Raw genomic sequence first — 16,790 nt, 5'->3', positions numbered from 1 at the left:
TAACACTTTTCTTTTCCTTCATCAACTAAAGGTCACACCCATGCTGAATACTTAGAGAAAAAGTATCCGATTGGTTCAGGTGTTACGGAAGCAGCTTGTAAGACGTTGGTCAAACAACGATTATGTTGTTCAGGGATGCGATGGAAGGAAAAAGGAGCAGGAATTATTTTGAGCCTACGAGCTTTGGTATTGACCAAGGAACGATGGAGTCAATTTTGGGCAAAACTTGATCAATATGGGTTCCCTGTAGAACCCTGATTACAACAGCTTTTATCAACTAAAGGTCGCACCCTTTTCCATATGTGTTGCTAATCTTGCTACTGTCCAACGCCCAAATTTATAACAAAAATTTTTTTTCGAGGTTCCCTGCGGAATGTGGGTTAATACCCAAGGTTAAGGGATATCCAGCCAACTGACCACAATACGAGCAATCTGGTGGTAATCCAGCTCAAATTCTGAGAAAAAGCGTTGTAAGCGTTTGTAATGAGAATCCACCAATGCCCGACCTTCAAAACCCAAAGGCCAATTCTTTAAGGTTAACCGTTTTCACTTTGAGGAGAGCGAGTCAGTACAAGGCGAGGAAGGAGAGTCTGGCACCATGCCATCCCAAATGGGGTTTTAGGGCTTGTTTCAAGGCGTTATACTGGTTTATGGGGTTTATTGGATTACGTTCATCTTCTATAAAACCCCTTGCTCGCATACTTTTCAAGCCTTTTGTTCTGTACTTAGTTTTGGGGCAATCATGGGCGTACTATTGTGCCTAAAAGCCTGAAGACTCGTAAAATGAACTTGTTAATCCTGTTGAATTTTACCCCGTATTGCGCGAACTAAAACCTGCAACCCTTGCTACAATGCAAATTTAGAATTGCTGATGCCTACTTCATATCCGCGATCGCCTGTCGGGCCATAGAAGCAATGCCTTGATCCGTTGCCTTGGGTAATTGATAATATTTACCGCCCGCTTTTTGGGCCAACTCTTTACCAAAACCAGTGGAGACAAACTTTTTCTCCGTATCAATGACTAATAATTGCATTCCCACATGACGGATTTTAGCGGCAATATCTAATAATTCGGCCTTAATATCAGGCTTTTCTCCTTCGGTTTGGGGTTCTCCTAAAGAACGCGATAAAGGAATATTTCCCCGACCATCGGTAATGGCAATAATCACCACCTGACCAATATCTCCCGACATTTTGGCATTCATACCCACATGAACCGCCTGGGTTAAACCGTGCGAGAGCGGTGAGCCTCCCCCACAGGGTAAGGTTTCCAAACGCTTTTTGGCCATGGCAATGGAACGAGTAGGCGGTAATAAAACATCAGCCTTTTCGCCTCGGAAGGGAATTAAGGCCACCTGATCGCGGTTTTCATAAGCCTCTGTTAATAATTGCATGACTGCACCCTTGGCCGCCTGCATCCGATTAAGAGCCATTGATCCCGACGCATCCACTACAAAAACAATTAAGGCTCCGGCTTTGCGGGCTAACCGTTTGGCTCGAATATCCCCCTGTTCCACAATCAAATTACGACCGGGATGACGTAGGCGACGATTTTTTTGGTAGGGAGAAGCGGCTCGCAGGGTAGCATCTACTGCAATACGTCGTACTTTGCCCTTGGGAATAATGGGTTTGAGATAACGTCCCCGATCTTCCGAGAAAATAATAGTACGGCTGCCCGATTTTCCCTGCCGTTGGGCCATCTGGGCAAAATACAAGACACTGGGATCGAGACTGACTCCTTCTACATCAAAGATAAATTCTTCGGGAATGCCTGGTGGTTCTTGAGCAGGTTCGTCGAGATTTTCGTCTTCCTCTTCGTCCTGTTCTTGTTCTGACTCATCTTGGGGCTGTTCCGGTGGCGGTGGGGGAGGAGGGGCCTGTTGTTCCGGTGGCGGTGGCATCTCATCCATTAAAATACTACGTGGTACAATAGTCAATTCTACGGCCTGTTTTAAATCATCGGCGGTAATCACGTTACGTCCATCTAAAGCTGCGATCGCCTTGGCAACCCGCATAGCATAGAGTTCTCCCCGATGTCCCTGGAGCCGTCCCCGAATTGCTTCTTCGACAATATAAGCAATTTGATCGTGGGTAATAGTAACTTCTTTTAACCATTCCCTCGCCAAAATAATATTGGTTTTTAAGTCATCTAAATCGGCATCATATTGTTGAATAAAACTTTGGGGGGAAAGGGAATAATCTAATACCTGTTCTACAGCATGTACTCGTTGATCTAATCCCAACACGCCATCAGCAGAAAGGGCGATCGCAATTCGGTCTAATAAATGACGACGTAGTGGCCCTTCTTCGGGGTTATAGGTAGCAATTAATAAGGGTTTGCAAGGATGTTGAAAACTGATACCTTCCCGTTCAATTTGATTGCGCCCATCGCTCAGAACACTGAGTAATTGGTTAGCAATTTGTTCGTCTAATAAGTTAATTTCATCAATGTATAAAACGCCTCGATGGGCTTGAGCTAATAGCCCTGGTTGAAATATGGCTTGTCCTTGTTTAATGGATTCTTCCACATCAACGGAACCCAATAAACGGTCTTCGGTTACACCCAGGGGAATTTGCACAAAGGGCGCAGGAATTACCGCCGTCGGTATCTGGTCAAAATCTTGAGAGCCGTACTGTTCAATGGTGTCATCATCCCAGGCACAGCGATCGCTCGGATCACAGTTAAAACGATTATCTTTAATAATTTCAATGGGCGGTAACAAAGTATGAATGGCCCTCGCCATCACAGATTTCGCTGTACCACGCCGTCCTGCCAAAACAATACCGCCCAAACTGGGATCGATCGCCCCTAACAGTAGAGCCAATTTAATCGCATCCTGTCCAACGATCGCCGTCAGGGGAAAGTTAATAGTCATGGCAGGCGTTAGCAGAGTGGACATAGGGGCAGAGCAAGAAATGGTTTTGACTGTTATCCATCTTATCATTTAGTGTTTGCCAGAAATTAGGTAATGATTTGATCGTGGTGGTGACTGTAACGGCTTTGTCAAAAGGGTTTACCAATTATTGTTATGCGATCGCACTTTTTCTTGTTGTATAATTTGTATTGTTGCTTCTGGAATACTGTCCTATGCCTACCGTCACTGATTCGGAACTAAAGGAAATAAAAGACCTGATGACATCAGGGTTTAAGGAAATTAACTCAGAGATAACAGGGATAAAAATCGGCATTGAGAAACTGTCGGGACAAATTACGACCCTAGATGAGAGGGTGTCTGGACTGGATAAACGCCTAGATATTTTGGAAGGTTGGGTTAATGGTTTAACAGGGTGCGACCTTTAGTTGATAAAAGCTGTTGTAATCAGGGTTCTACAGGGAACCCATATTGATCAAGTTTTGCCCAAAATTGACTCCATCGTTCCTTGGTCAATACCAAAGCTCGTAGGCTCAAAATAATTCCTGCTCCTTTTTCCTTCCATCGCATCCCTGAACAACATAATCGTTGTTTGACCAACGTCTTACAAGCTGCTTCCGTAACACCTGAACCAATCGGATACTTTTTCTCTAAGTATTCAGCATAATCCATTTGATGCTGATGATTCTCGTAATAAGTAATCGCCGCTTGTAGTTTCTCGGTAAGATTCTTAGAATGACTTTTTTCTTCTTTGACTTCTTTCATCAGATTTAGCAGTTCTCCTGCTTTTCCTTTTTCATGCTTGAGTTCTCGACAATTTTCAGTCAACCATTCTTTTTGTTTTGACACGGTATTCGGATGCAACGCTTCTGCCAAGGCACCTAAGTAACCAGAGGCATGATAGAAATCTAATATCTGTTCTTCCGTTTGCTTTTCTAAAAACTTCCAATTTGATTCTGCCCCGTCTGCTATCCCGACCAATGTTGCCTCTGGATAACGGTTTTTCGCTCGCTCAATTTCTCTTTCCAATCTTTCTAGAAAACTCTTTTTTCCATACTCTGGTGCCGCACCTAGATAGATTGTAGGTTGACGTTCGCCTTCACTATCGTATAGGGAAACGGTTCCCACCATTGCTTCACGGTAGCCATCCTCACACATCAGCATACAGGTTCCATCTAATCCTATTCCCACTGTTGCAATTTGGCTATCCTCCTTGGGCAGGGCATAACTCCACGCTTCTTCTTTTGCCTGTACCACACTTCCTACTGCTTCACTCAATCTTTGGATATAGGATAGCGCTACTTTTCTACCATGATTTTCTAATAAATCATTTTTCACCTCTTTGCCTGCCATCCCTGACATTTTTGAGGATACCTGTTTTGCCAATAATGGCGTTGATGTTATGATTATCCTTGCTTCCCTTTCTAAGGGGCAATACGTTTTTCCTCCTACTGAACGCTGGTATACATGACGATTCACTATAACCTCACCATAAGGTGTTTGATATTCTTTCGGTTGCTCTCCCTTACTTTTCCAGATTTCTTCACCAATTTTTAAGGGTGAACCATCTGTATCTAAATATTTCAAGGCTTCTTTGCTGGCGATACAGCCTACTTCGTTTAAGCCTTTTTGAATATTTATTTCTGTATCCAACATTGAACGACTGAGTTCTAATGTTAGTTCTATTTTTATCTTTGAACCCTCAATTAGTTTTGCTGTCATCATTGTTTCCTATTTGTCACTTTTCATCTCATGTTAACACTTTTCTTTCCCTTCATCAAATAAAGGTTATACCCTTTGGAAATTAGTATTTTTCCAGAGTTTTGTCTCTATAGAATCGAACAAGTTCTTGAAGATTGGTTGCCGGGAAATAGCATCAGGTAAAACCTTATCTTTAATTTAATCACCAATACCAACAACATATTTTTAAATTGCTAATGAATACTCCAATCTGGCTCAACGATCAATTAATTACTCAAAAAGCTGAAGAATTTGCCAATAATCTTAAACAGGCAATTCAAAAAGTGAAGAATGAGGAGGATATTAAAATTGCAACAGAGTTACAAATTCAACAGGTAGCAAAGGACGTTGATATTGAGTTAGAGGCTAAATATGAATTTACGGTCGCCAAAACAAAAGGCCGTATCGATTCAGCCTATGACCGTGTTTTTATCGAATATAAAAATCCTAATAGCAAAGGCGATCGCCTATCTGCACGTTTAGAAGATACTGGCAACCAGAAAGTCATCGAACAAATAAAAAGCCGTTTTAGTCCTCTACAAAAAGATTTAGGTCATCCCCCTGAATCGCTATTTGGGGTTGGTTTTGATGGTCATTACTTTATTTTTGTCCGTTACCGACAAAAGCAATGGGATGTACAAGAACCCATCGCCATGAATAAATACTCAGTCACAAGGTTTCTTAGAGTTCTTTTTAACTTAGGAATTTCAGGAAAACCCTTTGTTCCAGACTATTTAGCTCAGGATTTTGGAGCCGAGGGAAGCGTTGCCCAGGCGGGAATTAAAACTCTCTATCAAGCCATTTTTATAACAGATAATCTTAAAGCCCAAGCCTTCTTCCGACAATGGAAAATTCTTTTTGGTCAGGTCTGCGGTTATGACGTTAATATTCCCTCAGAAAAAATTACTCAGTTAGCAGAATTCTATGGAATTACGGAAGATAAAAAAGCCTTAAAAGCACCAGAATTACTATTTGCTGTCCATAGCTATTACGCCTTATTAATTAAACTTATTGCTGCCGAGATTGTCGTTTTGTCCCAAAGCTTTGCGACCTCACCCCATAAAAAAATGCTAAGAGCCGCAACCTCTCAAAAACTTAAACAAGAGTTAGAAAAACTTGAGACTGGTAGTATTTTTAAAGACTTGGGAATTATCAATTTCTTAGAAGGGGATTTATTTGCTTGGTACTTGCCTGCTTGGAATGAAGATATCGAGATATTAATTCGAGCGATGGTCAATAAATTAGATGAATATAACCCTGCCACTCTTTCAGAAGACCCTGCCAGCAGTCGAGATTTATTAAAAAAACTTTATCAACAACTTTTCCCCAAATCTCTGCGCCATGATCTCGGAGAATACTATACTCCCGATTGGTTGGCAGAACATACTCTCAATCGTTTGCAATATGATGGCAACCCCGATCGCCGCTTATTAGACCCATCCTGTGGTTCTGGAACCTTTTTAGTGATGGCAATCACTCGTATCCGTGCCTGGTATGAAGAAAATCGAGAAAACTGTCCTTTTGAAGAAGGAGAATTATGTCAAAAAATATTGAGTAATGTGATTGGTTTTGATCTCAATCCTTTAGCAGTTATGGCAGCCAGAACTAACTATTTAGTCGCTATCCGAGATTTAATTCGTTATGTGGATAGAGTTGAAATTCCTGTCTATCTATGCGATTCAATTATGACCCCTTCTAACTATGGTAGTGGCCGCTTATTAACAGAAACAGGTTTAGCTGTTGGGGAAATTGGTTCAACTCAAGAGTTAAAAACCTCTGTAGCTAATTTTTATATTCCCACAGAAATTACAGGTAGTCTAGAATTAATTAGTCAATATGTTGAGATTTTAGAATTTTGTGTAAAAAATGATTATTCACCAACTGAATTTATTCAACGCTGTCAAGATGAGAGATTACCAGTGGCTTTATCATCAAATAAAGAAGCGTCGTCCCAAGAACAGCAATTAACCCATTCCGTTCAACCTATTCACGAAGCCTTATATCGGGAATTATTGAGATTAGATCAGGAAAATCAAAATGGTATTTGGGCTAGAATTATTAAGAATGCTTTTGCTCCTTTATTCATTGGCAAAGTAGATTTTATTATTGGTAATCCGCCCTGGGTAAATTGGGAAAGTTTACCTGCCAATTATCGAGATAGTATGAAACCCCTTTGGCAAGCTTACGGTCTTTTTTCCCTATCTGGGGCAAAGGGAAGACTGGGTGGGGGCAAAAAAGATTTATCTATGTTGTTTGTTTATAGTTGTATTGATAACTATTTATCTGACTCAGGCTATTTAGGTTTTGTCATTACTCAATCAATTTTTAAGAGTCAGGGGGCAGGCGATGGTTTTCGTCAATTTGAATTTACAAATAATAAAAATAAAATTATTATTCAACCCTTAATCGTTGATGATTTGAGTAAAATTCAAGTATTTGATGGAGCCACAAATCGCACGGCTGTCTTTATTTGCCAAAAAACAAATCAATCTTTTAATTATCCTATTCCCTACAAAATTTGGCAAGGAACTTCTCGTATTAATCAGGATATAAGTTTAGCTCAGGTCAATGCTCTAACAAGTTATCAACAATTTGGAGCCCTTCCTGTTCAACCTAAAAAGATAAATTCTCCCTGGCTAACGGCTCCTGAGGCAACTTTGTCAGGATTGCAAAAAATTCTTGGAAAAAGCAATTATCAAGCCTATGCAGGTTGCTGTACCTGGCTTAACGGTGTATATTGGATTAACATTATTGAGAAACTGCGTAATGGTGATTTACGCATTGAAAATCTTTATAATATTGGTGATATTAAAGTTGAACAAGTAGAAACTGTTATTGAATCCAAGTTAGTCTATCCACTACTCCGAGGAAGAGATGTTATCCGTTGGCAAGCTGAACCTTCTATTTATTTAGTTATGCCCCAGGATACAACAAGTCGTATGGGGATTGCTGAAACAGAGATGAAGCGTTATTATCCCAAAACTTTTGCTTATTTTAAGCAATTTGAACAAGCTTTAAGAAAACGTTCGGGCTACCGTCGTTATTTTCAAGCAAATGATCCCTTTTATTCTCTTTATAATGTCAATGCTCAGACAATTTCTCCTTATAAAGTAGTTTGGCGTGAACAGTCTGCCGATTTTCAAGCTTCGGTGGTTATTTCAGAAACGACTCATCCTCCCATTCCAGACCATAAATTAATGCTAGTATCTTGTTCCTCCGCCAGGGAAGCATATTATTTATCGGCACTATTAAATTCTGCACCTTGCAAACTGCTTGTTTTTTCCTATGCTATTTCAACTTCGACATCAACTCATGTATTAGATAATATTGCTATCCCCAAATTTTTAGAAAATGATTCATCTCATTTAGAATTAGCAACTTTGTCAGAACAATGTCATGATTTAAAACAGAAAAATCAACTTGATCAGATTGTTGTTTTAGAGGCTCAAGTTGATTTACTGGCGGCTAAATTGTGGAAGTTAAATAAGCTGGAATTAAAAACGATGCAAACGGCTTTAAATAATTCTCAGAAAAAGAAAAAAGTTTAAAAAATAGCGAAGATTCAGAGATTAAAATTGTTGAGAACAACGGGTGCGACCTTTAGTTGATAAAAGCTGTTGTAATCAGGGTTCTACAGGGAACCCATATTGATCAAGTTTTGCCCAAAATTGACTCCATCGTTCCTTGGTCAATACCAAAGCTCGTAGGCTCAAAATAATTCCTGCTCCTTTTTCCTTCCATCGCATCCCTGAACAACATAATCGTTGTTTGACCAACGTCTTACAAGCTGCTTCCGTAACACCTGAACCAATCGGATACTTTTTCTCTATGTATTCAGCATAATCCATTTGATGCTGATGATTCTCGTAATAAGTAATCGCCGCTTGTAGTTTCTCGGTAAGATTCTTAGAATGACTTTTTTCTTCTTTGACTTCTTTCATCAGATTTAGCAGTTCTCCTGCTTTTCCTTTTTCATGCTTGAGTTCTCGACAATTTTCAGTCAACCATTCTTTTTGTTTTGACACGGTATTCGGATGCAACGCTTCTGCCAAGGCACCTAAGTAACCAGAGGCATGATAGAAATCTAATATCTGTTCTTCCGTTTGCTTTTCTAAAAACTTCCAATTTGATTCTGCCCCGTCTGCTATCCCGACCAATGTTGCCTCTGGATAACGGTTTTTCGCTCGCTCAATTTCTCTTTCTAATCTTTCTAGAAAACTCTTTTTTCCATACTCTGGTGCCGCACCTAGATAGATTGTAGGTTGACGTTCGCCTTCACTATCGTATAGGGAAACGTTTCCCACCATTGCTTCACGGTAGCCATCCTCACACATCAGCATACAGGTTCCATCTAATCCTATTCCCACTGTTGCAATTTGGCTATCCTCCTTGGGCGGGGCATAACTCCACGCTTCTTCTTTTGCCTGTACCACACTTCCTACTGCTTCACTCAATCTTTGGATATAGGATAGCGCTACTTTTCTACCATGATTTTCTAATAAATCATTTTTCGCCTCTTTGCCTGCCATCCCTGACATTTTTGAGGATACCTGTTTTGCCAATAATGGCGTTGATGTTATGATTATCCTTGCTTCTCTTTCTAAGGGGCAATACGTTTTTCCTCAAAGGTGAACGCTGATATACATGACGATTCACTATAACCTCACCATAAGGTGTTTGATATTCTTTCGGTTGCTCTCCCTTACTCTTCCAGATTTCTTCACCGATTTTTAAGGGTGAACCATCTGTATCTAAATATTTCAAGGCTTCTTTGCTGGCGATGCAACCTACTTCGTTTAAGCCTTTTTGAATATTTATTTCTGTATCCAACATTGAACGACTTAGTTCTAATGTTAGTTCTATTTTTATCTTTGAACCCTCTACATTAATTAGTTTTGCTGTCATCATTGTTTCCTCTTTGTCACTTTTCATCTCATGTTAACACTTTTCTTTTCCTTCATCAACTAAAGGTCACACCCAGAACAACTAGCAATCTTGCCGAAAAAATTAATCTCCGCGATCGCCGTTCATTTCAAAATTAGATTGGTACAATGAAAGAATCGTCGATATTGAGAAAAGTAAGCGGAACTTGCTTAGATTACTCGCTTAGCTTAAAGGTCAAGAAATGTTAACGCTTTCCTCTCCTCGCTCCAAAGACATTAAAGTCAACTGATATAATCAACTTTTTACGCAAAGAATCAGGATCAATCTCCCATGACAGACTGGCAAGTCATTGACGGCAACATTACCGCTCCTAAAGGGTTTAAGGCATCTGGGATTACAGCTGGTTTAAAACCATCCGGTGCCCCCGATTTAGCTCTGATTTATTCTGACACGGAGGCGATCGCGGCGGGAGTCTTTACCACCAGTCAAGTACGAGCAGCCTGTGTCGATTACTGTCGTCAACGCTTACAGTCCAAAGCCAGTGCCAGGGCCGTTCTGGTCAATGCGGGTCAGGCCAATGCAGGAACAGGCAAACAAGGATGGGATGATGCCGTTGAATGTGCCGAATTAGTGGGAGAAGCTCTGAATTTATCCTCGGAATCCGTACTCTTAGCCTCAACCGGCGTGATCGGGCAACGCATCAAAATGGATATTCTGCGGCAGGGCATTCCCCAATTAGTGTCGGAATTGTCGGAAACCGGAGGAGATGCAGCGTCTAAGTCCATTATTACCACCGATTTAGTCCCCAAAGCGATCGCCCTGGAAACCCAAATTGATGGCCGTCCTGTCAGAATTGGCGGTATTTCCAAAGGATCGGGAATGATTCACCCCAATATGGCTACTATGTTAGCCTTCATTACTTGTGATGCTGCGGTGTCCACCTCACTCTGGCAACAAATGCTCAGTCGGGCTGCGGATAAAACCTTTAATCAAATTACCGTTGACGGCGACACTAGTACCAATGACAGCTTAATTGCCCTGGCGAATGGCCAATCCCGCACTCCCGCCATTACCGAAGCCAGTGCCAATGCCCAAAAACTTGAAGCCATGCTCACCGCCGTTTGTGAATATTTAGCTAAGGCGATCGCCCGTGATGGAGAAGGGGCCACCTGTTTAATCGAAGTTCAGGTCAGTGGTGCATCCGATAATGAAGCCGCCCGTAAAATTGCCCGCACCATTGCCGGATCATCCCTTGTAAAATCTGCCATCTTTGGTCGTGATCCCAACTGGGGAAGGATTGCCGGGGCTGCCGGTCGAGCAGGTGTAACCTTTAATCAAGAGGATCTACAGATTAAATTAGGCAATTTTTTGTTAATGGAAAACGGGCAACCCTTACCCTTTGATCGGGCGGCTGCGAGTCAATATCTCAAAGCGGCTACCGAAGGAGCTTACCTCAAGGAGGATACTGTCCTGATTGGCGTTTGTGTGGGCAATGGCTCAGGTATCGGAACCGCTTGGGGTTGTGATCTTAGCTACGACTATGTTCGTATTAATGCCGAATATACAACCTAATAGATCGTAAAAATTAATCCCCTTGCAAATTGGTTTATAGGGTTTCTTGAATTACCTTCATTTTCTATGAAACCCCTTTCTTTTATACTTTTCAAGCCTTTTGTTCTGTACTTAGCTGGTAGAGGGTTATGAGTGTACCGATTTTATCAGTGGTTATACCGACTCGTGAAGGTTTTGAAGCCCATTGGTTACAGGAACTTCTCAAGGTTAAAGGTGATATAGAAGTTATTTTAGTTTATCCTCCTAACTGCCCAAAAGTTGCAATCGCTGACCCTCGATTTAGACAAATTTATGCCCCTTTTCGAGGAGAAATTATCCAAAGAATCACAGGACTTTTAAATGTAACAGGAATCTATACTTTAAGCTGTAATTGTGATGAATATATTAATCCGAACATAGTAGAAATTACACAACATTATTTTAATCGATTTCCCGATAGTTGGGTCATGCGTGTAAGAATACAATGCTTTAAATACGGTGACAAACCTCAACTTGAAAAACCCTGGATTAATCCGCCAGCAATAGAACTCCTTAAGGTTTATGGAAAATCAAGTCTAGATAAGAAAGATTATCGGGACGAAGAAGATTTATTAGAACTACCTATTGCACCTCTCAATAAAAAAATTGACTTACTAATCCTACTGCGTGGGAGAACAGATCAGAATGGATTACACCCAGAAAATTTTGATAAAAAGGTTTGGAAAACTGCAATGGTTCAGGTAACAATTCAAGATATTATTGATACAATGAATATACCTGGCCCCTTTAAATATATTCCTTTTTGGTGTCTTGATCGCCTGTTAGGACTGGCAATTCAAGCTAGATTTTTTGAGCCGGATAAAGTTATTGGTCATTGGATGCCTTTACCTGAAATGATCCGGATAGAAGATAATCCTCCCCAGTACCCAAGACATAACCGTTTTTATCTTGTTGCTGAAATTTTATTACTCAGAAAATTTTCCCAATATGGCTACATTTGGAATTTGATACTAGATCATCTTCATTTACTCCCCCGAAGTATTGCTAAGAATTTAATGATTCAGCAACAAATGAGGCAAGACAAACAGAAATGAGGCCGTGTTCTGAATCTGTAGATAGATCGCTCTCTAATGGGCAAACTGGCTACGATTCAGAAACTCGATCCACAGGCTTACAACATCACCCCTTTTTTGTAGGGCTTAGATTCCCAAGCACAGATCTATCTGGCATACTATCCCTTGATTTATCACCCTTTTGCGGTTAACATCTCTCAAGGTCATACTGCCATTTTTGGTGATAATTTTTTGGCACACTACGAAGTTGATCCGTCGCGATCGCTTCTCTACACCTTATCCTGAGCGGGTGTTATTGAGGTAGCAAAAAAATTATCAGCCTTAAATGAGCATCCTATGTTAGGAGTCATGATGTCCAAATTTCACGGATTAGTCCTTACCTTTCTCGCGCTACTGCTTTATGCTCTGCCAGCCCAGGCCGGTAAATTGGTCTATTGGCGATTTGAATCAGCCCAAAATCGTTTGGTTTTTACGACCGATGATCGGGTTCAACCCACTGCCCAATTGATCCCTAACCCCACAAGGGTCGTGGTCGATCTCCCTGGCATCACCCTGGGAAGATCAACCGTCAATCAACCCATTGGTGGTGTCGTCAGTAATGTTCGCGTGGCCCAATTTGATGCCTTTACAACTCGTTTAGTCATTGAGTTAGCCCCTGGCTATACCGTCGATCCGCAACAGGTCAAAGTGCGAGGCATCACTCCTACTCAATGGACAATCGAGTTACCCACACCTCAGCGATTACCTGAATCTACCTCACCACCTGCTTATCCCCAACCCCCAGCCTCCAATCCCAATCCTTGGCCTCGCCCCCAGTCCACGGCTCCGTCCTATCCAGCCAATCCCCGACCCCAATCCAGTTCCTATAATCCTGCAACTAATAGTTCGGGAAACAACGAATATGTTCAGCCCACCCAGAACGGCATTTTTGTTCGCCTAGACCGCAATGGCAGCAATAGCAGTATTACTACCAATCGCAGTGAAGATGGCCAGACAGTCAGTTTCATTCTACCGGGGGCAACTTTCCCAAAGCCTTTAGCGGGTCAGACCTTTGCCATGAATCAATATGGTGTCAGTGATATTCAATTCATTGTCTCGTCTGAAAATAGCCCGCAAATTAACCTAACCATTAACCGTGATAGTCCTCCTTGGCAAGCCTATTATAGTCGTCTAGGCGGCATTGTCTTATTACCGAGAGGTGGGATGAAAGCGGCTCAGGACTTTTCTCCACCACCCTCCACTGGCATTCCTCTTTCGACCCTTTCAAGCCTTAGTCCCAATCCTCTGCCGACCATTTCTAATCCCAACATTGCGACCATTAGCGGTTTAGAACTGACCAGGGATAATCGACAGCTAATTATTCTTGCCGATCGCCCTATTCAAGCCAGGGGAAACCTCAATCGTCTATCGGGAGACTACGAAATTCGTGTTGATGATGCCCGACTGATCGATAACCTAAAGGGGCCCCAACTGGGTCGCACTAGTCCCATTTACCAACTGCGAATTCGTCAGGAAGGGACTAACAGCGTCTCCATTCTGGTACAGCCTTCCATTGGCACTCGTTTTGGGCGCATTATTCAAGGTAGCGATGGGCGAGTGGCGCTGGAAATATCGCCGAGGGGGGGCGGCAGTTCTCGACCGCTCTATGGGGGAAGGACTCAAGTTTACAATCCTTCCAGTGGTAATACGCCGATTCCGATCAATGTTCCCCCCAATAATTCCTTTCCACTGCCAAGTAACAATTTCCCACCACCGAGTAATAATTATCCTCGTCCCAATAGAGGTAGTCGTTTAGTTTTTATTGATCCAGGCCATGGCGGTAAAGATCCAGGGGCGATCGGCTTAAATGGGATTCAGGAAAAAGATATTATTTTGGCTATTTCCCAATATGTGGCCAATTATCTAGAACAGCAGGGCATTCGGGTGATGTTAGCCCGTACCAGTGACTATTTTGTCAGTTTACGGGGACGGACGGATATGGCCAATCGGGCCAATGCCAATCTATTTGTCAGTATTCATGCCAATTCGATGGGGGCTGGTCGTCCTGATATTAGTGGTTTAGAGGTTTATTATTTCGGCGATCGCGGTTTAGCCGATACCATCCATCGTAGTATTTTAAGAAGTGTCAGTATTCCAGATCGCGGCGTAAGACGGGCTAGATTTTATGTATTACGCCATAGTAAAATGCCTTCCACCCTAGTTGAAGTAGGCTTTGTGACGGGTTATGATGATGCGGCTAAATTGATTAATCCCACCTATCAACAACAGATGGCCCAGGCGATCGCCAGAGGAATCGTCGAATATATGCAACAAAATTAAAGCAAATTACTTCTAACAACTCCTAGTATGCTTGGGAAATATGACTGGAAATCATTTTCAATCGTATTTACTTCTCTGAATATTCATGTTTCAATAATCAACATCTTTTTAGATATTGCTTGATATGAGAAAAGCTCAACTAAGCCGTATTGGCGTTTTTGATAGTGGTGTGGGTGGTTTAACCGTTTTAAGAGAGCTTTATCGACAACTTCCCAAGGAACCGATTCTTTATTTCGGGGATACAGCCCGATTACCCTATGGAACACGAACTCCCCAGGAAATTATCCAGTATGTTAGGGAAATCCTGACTTGGATGGGAGAGGAACAGATCAAAATGGTGATTATGGCCTGTAATACCAGTTCTGCCCTTGCCCTAGACATTGTTCGTGAAGAATTTAATATCCCCATTTTAGGGGTCATTCTACCTGGTGCCAGAGCCGCCGTTCGCAAAGGTAAACGTATTGGTGTCATTTCTACCCCCGCCACTGCTGCCAGTAATGCCTACCGTAATGCCATTCAAGAAGTTGATCCCACTGCCGAAGTTTGGCAAATGCCTTGTCCAGAGTTTGTCCCGTTAATTGAGCAAAATCGCATTAGTGATCCCTACACCAAACAGGTTGCCCAACGCTACCTAAAACCGCTTTTAGATGCGAATATTGACACACTGGTATTCGGATGTACTCACTATCAACACTTGACCCCTGTTTTTAGGGACATTTTACCGGCCTCGATTCAGTTAATTGATCCCGCCAGCTATGTGGTTAAGGCTGCTCGCAAAGAGTTAGAAGTCTTAGGTTTAAGCAATCTTCAGCGATCATTAGCAACCCGTTTTACCGTTAGTGGTTGTCCCGATACCTTTGCCGAAGTGTCCCAGCAATGGCTAGGGTTTCGTCCCTTGGTTGAAAAAATTCACCTTGCCCCCGTGCTCACTCGATCAATTCCGCTTGAAATACTAGATGTGGCCGAATCTTAACAGGTCTTTTTCTAACCTTAACTCTCTGCGCCCATAGATTGACCAATAACATTCTGGAGATTCCCTTGCCAGAGTGTCCCCATCTTTGTTACAATGGCAATTCTGGTTCTAAGATCACTGTCTATTTTTCGTTATAATTCCTTCCGAGAGCAATCGTGGCCAACACCAAGTCTGCGCTAAAGCGTATTGAAATTTCCGAACGCAACCGACTTCGCAATAAGTCCTATAAGTCGGCAATCAGAACCCTCATGAAAAAAACATTTCTGGCGGTTGATAGCTATAAGGCAAGTCCGAATGAAGAAGCCCTGGAGCAGGTTCAGAAAAACCTGTCTTCTGCCTACAGCAAGATTGATAAAGCTGTTAAACGGAATGTCTTGCACGGCAATAATGGTGCTCGTAAAAAAGCCCGTTTAGCCAAAGCTCTCAAACAAGCAACGACGGTTGCTTCCTAGGTCTCGTTTTAGATCAACAGGTTAACCTGGTCTTATCGCTTCCATAAAACCATTGCAATTTGATACAACTCAAGGGTTGGGTGAGATGTCGATTCCGTTAATCGATACGCATGTCCACATTAATTTCGAGGTCTTCCAGCCTGAACTTCAATCCTTACAAACCCGTTGGCAAGAGGCGGGGGTTGTTCACTTGGTTCACTCCTGTGTGGAACCAGGGGAGTTTCAGCAAATTCAGTCCATAGCGGATCGTTTTTCTGAACTCTCTTTTGCTGTTGGCTTGCATCCCCTAGATGCTCATCGATGGACGGATACAATGGCAGATCAAATTCAGAAGGCGGCTCAGTCTGATCGGCGGGTTGTGGCCATTGGTGAAACAGGCTTAGATTTTTTTAAAGCAGATAATCAGGCTTGGCAAGCGCAGGTCTTTCAAGCCCAACTGGAAATCGCCTATCAACTCGATAAACCAGTGATTATTCATTGCCGTGATGCGGCAGAAAGCCTACGGGATTTAATCTTGACTTTTCAAAAAACGAATGGCCCCGTTCGCGGTGTAATGCACTGCTGGAGCGGTAGTCCCGTCGAAACCCAGTGGTTTTTAGATTTAGGCTTTTATATTAGTTTTAGTGGTATTGTGACTTTTAAAAAAGCTGAACAAATCCATGCCAGTGCCAAAATAGTACCAGAGGATCGTCTTTTAATTGAAACCGATTGTCCTTTTCTCGCTCCTGTTCCCCAAAGAGGTAAGCGCAATGAACCTGCCTATGTTCGTTATGTGGCCGAGGCGATCGCCGCTTTGCGAGAAGTCCCTTTAGAAAAGCTTGCTCATCAAACGACCCGTAATGCTTGTGAACTCTTTCAGTTAACGCTGAACACCGATTTTTGAATCCTGGCATCCTCACTCCTTAATCCCGACCTCTGTAAGATT

At 42.2% G+C, this 16,790-nt stretch carries 10 protein-coding genes and 3 pseudogenes; 9 read left to right on the top strand and 4 right to left on the bottom strand.

The window, feature by feature from the left end; translation table 11 throughout:
• Positions 1-66: 66 nt before the first annotated feature.
• Positions 67-258: pseudogene (locus KA717_21130) on the top strand (ISKra4 family transposase).
• 138 nt (positions 259-396) lie between these two features.
• Here the strand turns inward: KA717_21130 and KA717_21125 are convergent.
• Together KA717_21125 and bchD are read right to left on the bottom strand one after the other, a co-directional pair.
• Positions 397-652 (bottom strand): annotated as a pseudogene (locus KA717_21125) (IS4 family transposase).
• A gap of 223 nt (positions 653-875) precedes the next feature.
• Positions 876-2,900 carry a magnesium chelatase ATPase subunit D gene (gene bchD, locus KA717_21120; protein ID UXE58553.1) on the bottom strand — a complete coding sequence of 675 codons (2,025 nt, stop codon included), beginning with the start codon at positions 2,898-2,900 and terminating at the stop codon, positions 876-878.
• 188 nt (positions 2,901-3,088) lie between these two features.
• Between bchD and KA717_21115 the strand changes: the two genes are divergently transcribed.
• Positions 3,089-3,301, top strand: a complete 213-nt coding sequence (locus tag KA717_21115) for a hypothetical protein (protein UXE58552.1) — start codon at positions 3,089-3,091, stop codon at positions 3,299-3,301.
• Positions 3,302-3,320: 19 nt separating this feature from the next.
• Here the strand turns inward: KA717_21115 and KA717_21110 are convergent, their stop codons facing one another.
• Positions 3,321-4,595 carry an ISKra4 family transposase gene (locus tag KA717_21110; GenBank protein ID UXE58551.1) on the bottom strand — a complete coding sequence of 425 codons (1,275 nt, stop codon included), beginning with the start codon at positions 4,593-4,595 and terminating at the stop codon, positions 3,321-3,323.
• Positions 4,596-4,810: 215 nt separating this feature from the next.
• On the opposite strand from KA717_21110, the gene KA717_21105 reads away from it, so the two are divergent.
• Positions 4,811-8,161 (top strand): N-6 DNA methylase, encoded by a 3,351-nt coding sequence (locus KA717_21105; GenBank protein UXE58550.1) that lies wholly within the window; start codon positions 4,811-4,813, stop codon positions 8,159-8,161.
• 75 nt (positions 8,162-8,236) lie between these two features.
• On the opposite strand, the pseudogene KA717_21100 reads toward KA717_21105, so the two are convergent.
• Positions 8,237-9,518: pseudogene (locus tag KA717_21100) on the bottom strand (ISKra4 family transposase).
• Between the two features lie 309 nt (positions 9,519-9,827).
• Here KA717_21100 and argJ point away from each other — a divergent pair.
• The 6 genes from argJ to KA717_21070 all read left to right on the top strand — a co-directional run bounded on the left by argJ (position 9,828) and on the right by KA717_21070 (position 16,748).
• Positions 9,828-11,069: a bifunctional ornithine acetyltransferase/N-acetylglutamate synthase gene (gene argJ / locus KA717_21095; GenBank protein UXE58549.1), complete on the top strand. Its 1,242-nt coding sequence runs from the start codon at positions 9,828-9,830 to the stop codon at positions 11,067-11,069.
• A gap of 128 nt (positions 11,070-11,197) precedes the next feature.
• Entirely contained in the window at positions 11,198-12,142 is a 945-nt protein-coding gene (locus KA717_21090) for a hypothetical protein (GenBank protein ID UXE58548.1), read from the top strand.
• 327 nt (positions 12,143-12,469) lie between these two features.
• Positions 12,470-14,440 (top strand): N-acetylmuramoyl-L-alanine amidase, encoded by a 1,971-nt coding sequence (locus KA717_21085; protein UXE58547.1) that lies wholly within the window; start codon positions 12,470-12,472, stop codon positions 14,438-14,440.
• A 124-nt stretch (positions 14,441-14,564) separates the two neighbouring features.
• Positions 14,565-15,413 (top strand): glutamate racemase, encoded by an 849-nt coding sequence (murI, locus tag KA717_21080; protein UXE58546.1) that lies wholly within the window; start codon positions 14,565-14,567, stop codon positions 15,411-15,413.
• 155 nt (positions 15,414-15,568) lie between these two features.
• Positions 15,569-15,865 carry a 30S ribosomal protein S20 gene (rpsT, locus tag KA717_21075; protein UXE58545.1) on the top strand — a complete coding sequence of 99 codons (297 nt, stop codon included), beginning with the start codon at positions 15,569-15,571 and terminating at the stop codon, positions 15,863-15,865.
• A 91-nt stretch (positions 15,866-15,956) separates the two neighbouring features.
• On the top strand, positions 15,957-16,748 hold the full coding sequence (locus tag KA717_21070; protein ID UXE64743.1) for a TatD family hydrolase: 792 nt from the start codon (positions 15,957-15,959) through the stop codon (positions 16,746-16,748).
• Positions 16,749-16,790: the final 42 nt, after the last annotated feature.

Origin of the sequence: Woronichinia naegeliana WA131 (assembly GCA_025370055.1) — a bacterium.
Classification (GTDB): domain Bacteria; phylum Cyanobacteriota; class Cyanobacteriia; order Cyanobacteriales; family Microcystaceae; genus Woronichinia; species Woronichinia naegeliana.
This window is presented reverse-complemented; position numbering and strand designations above follow the sequence as displayed.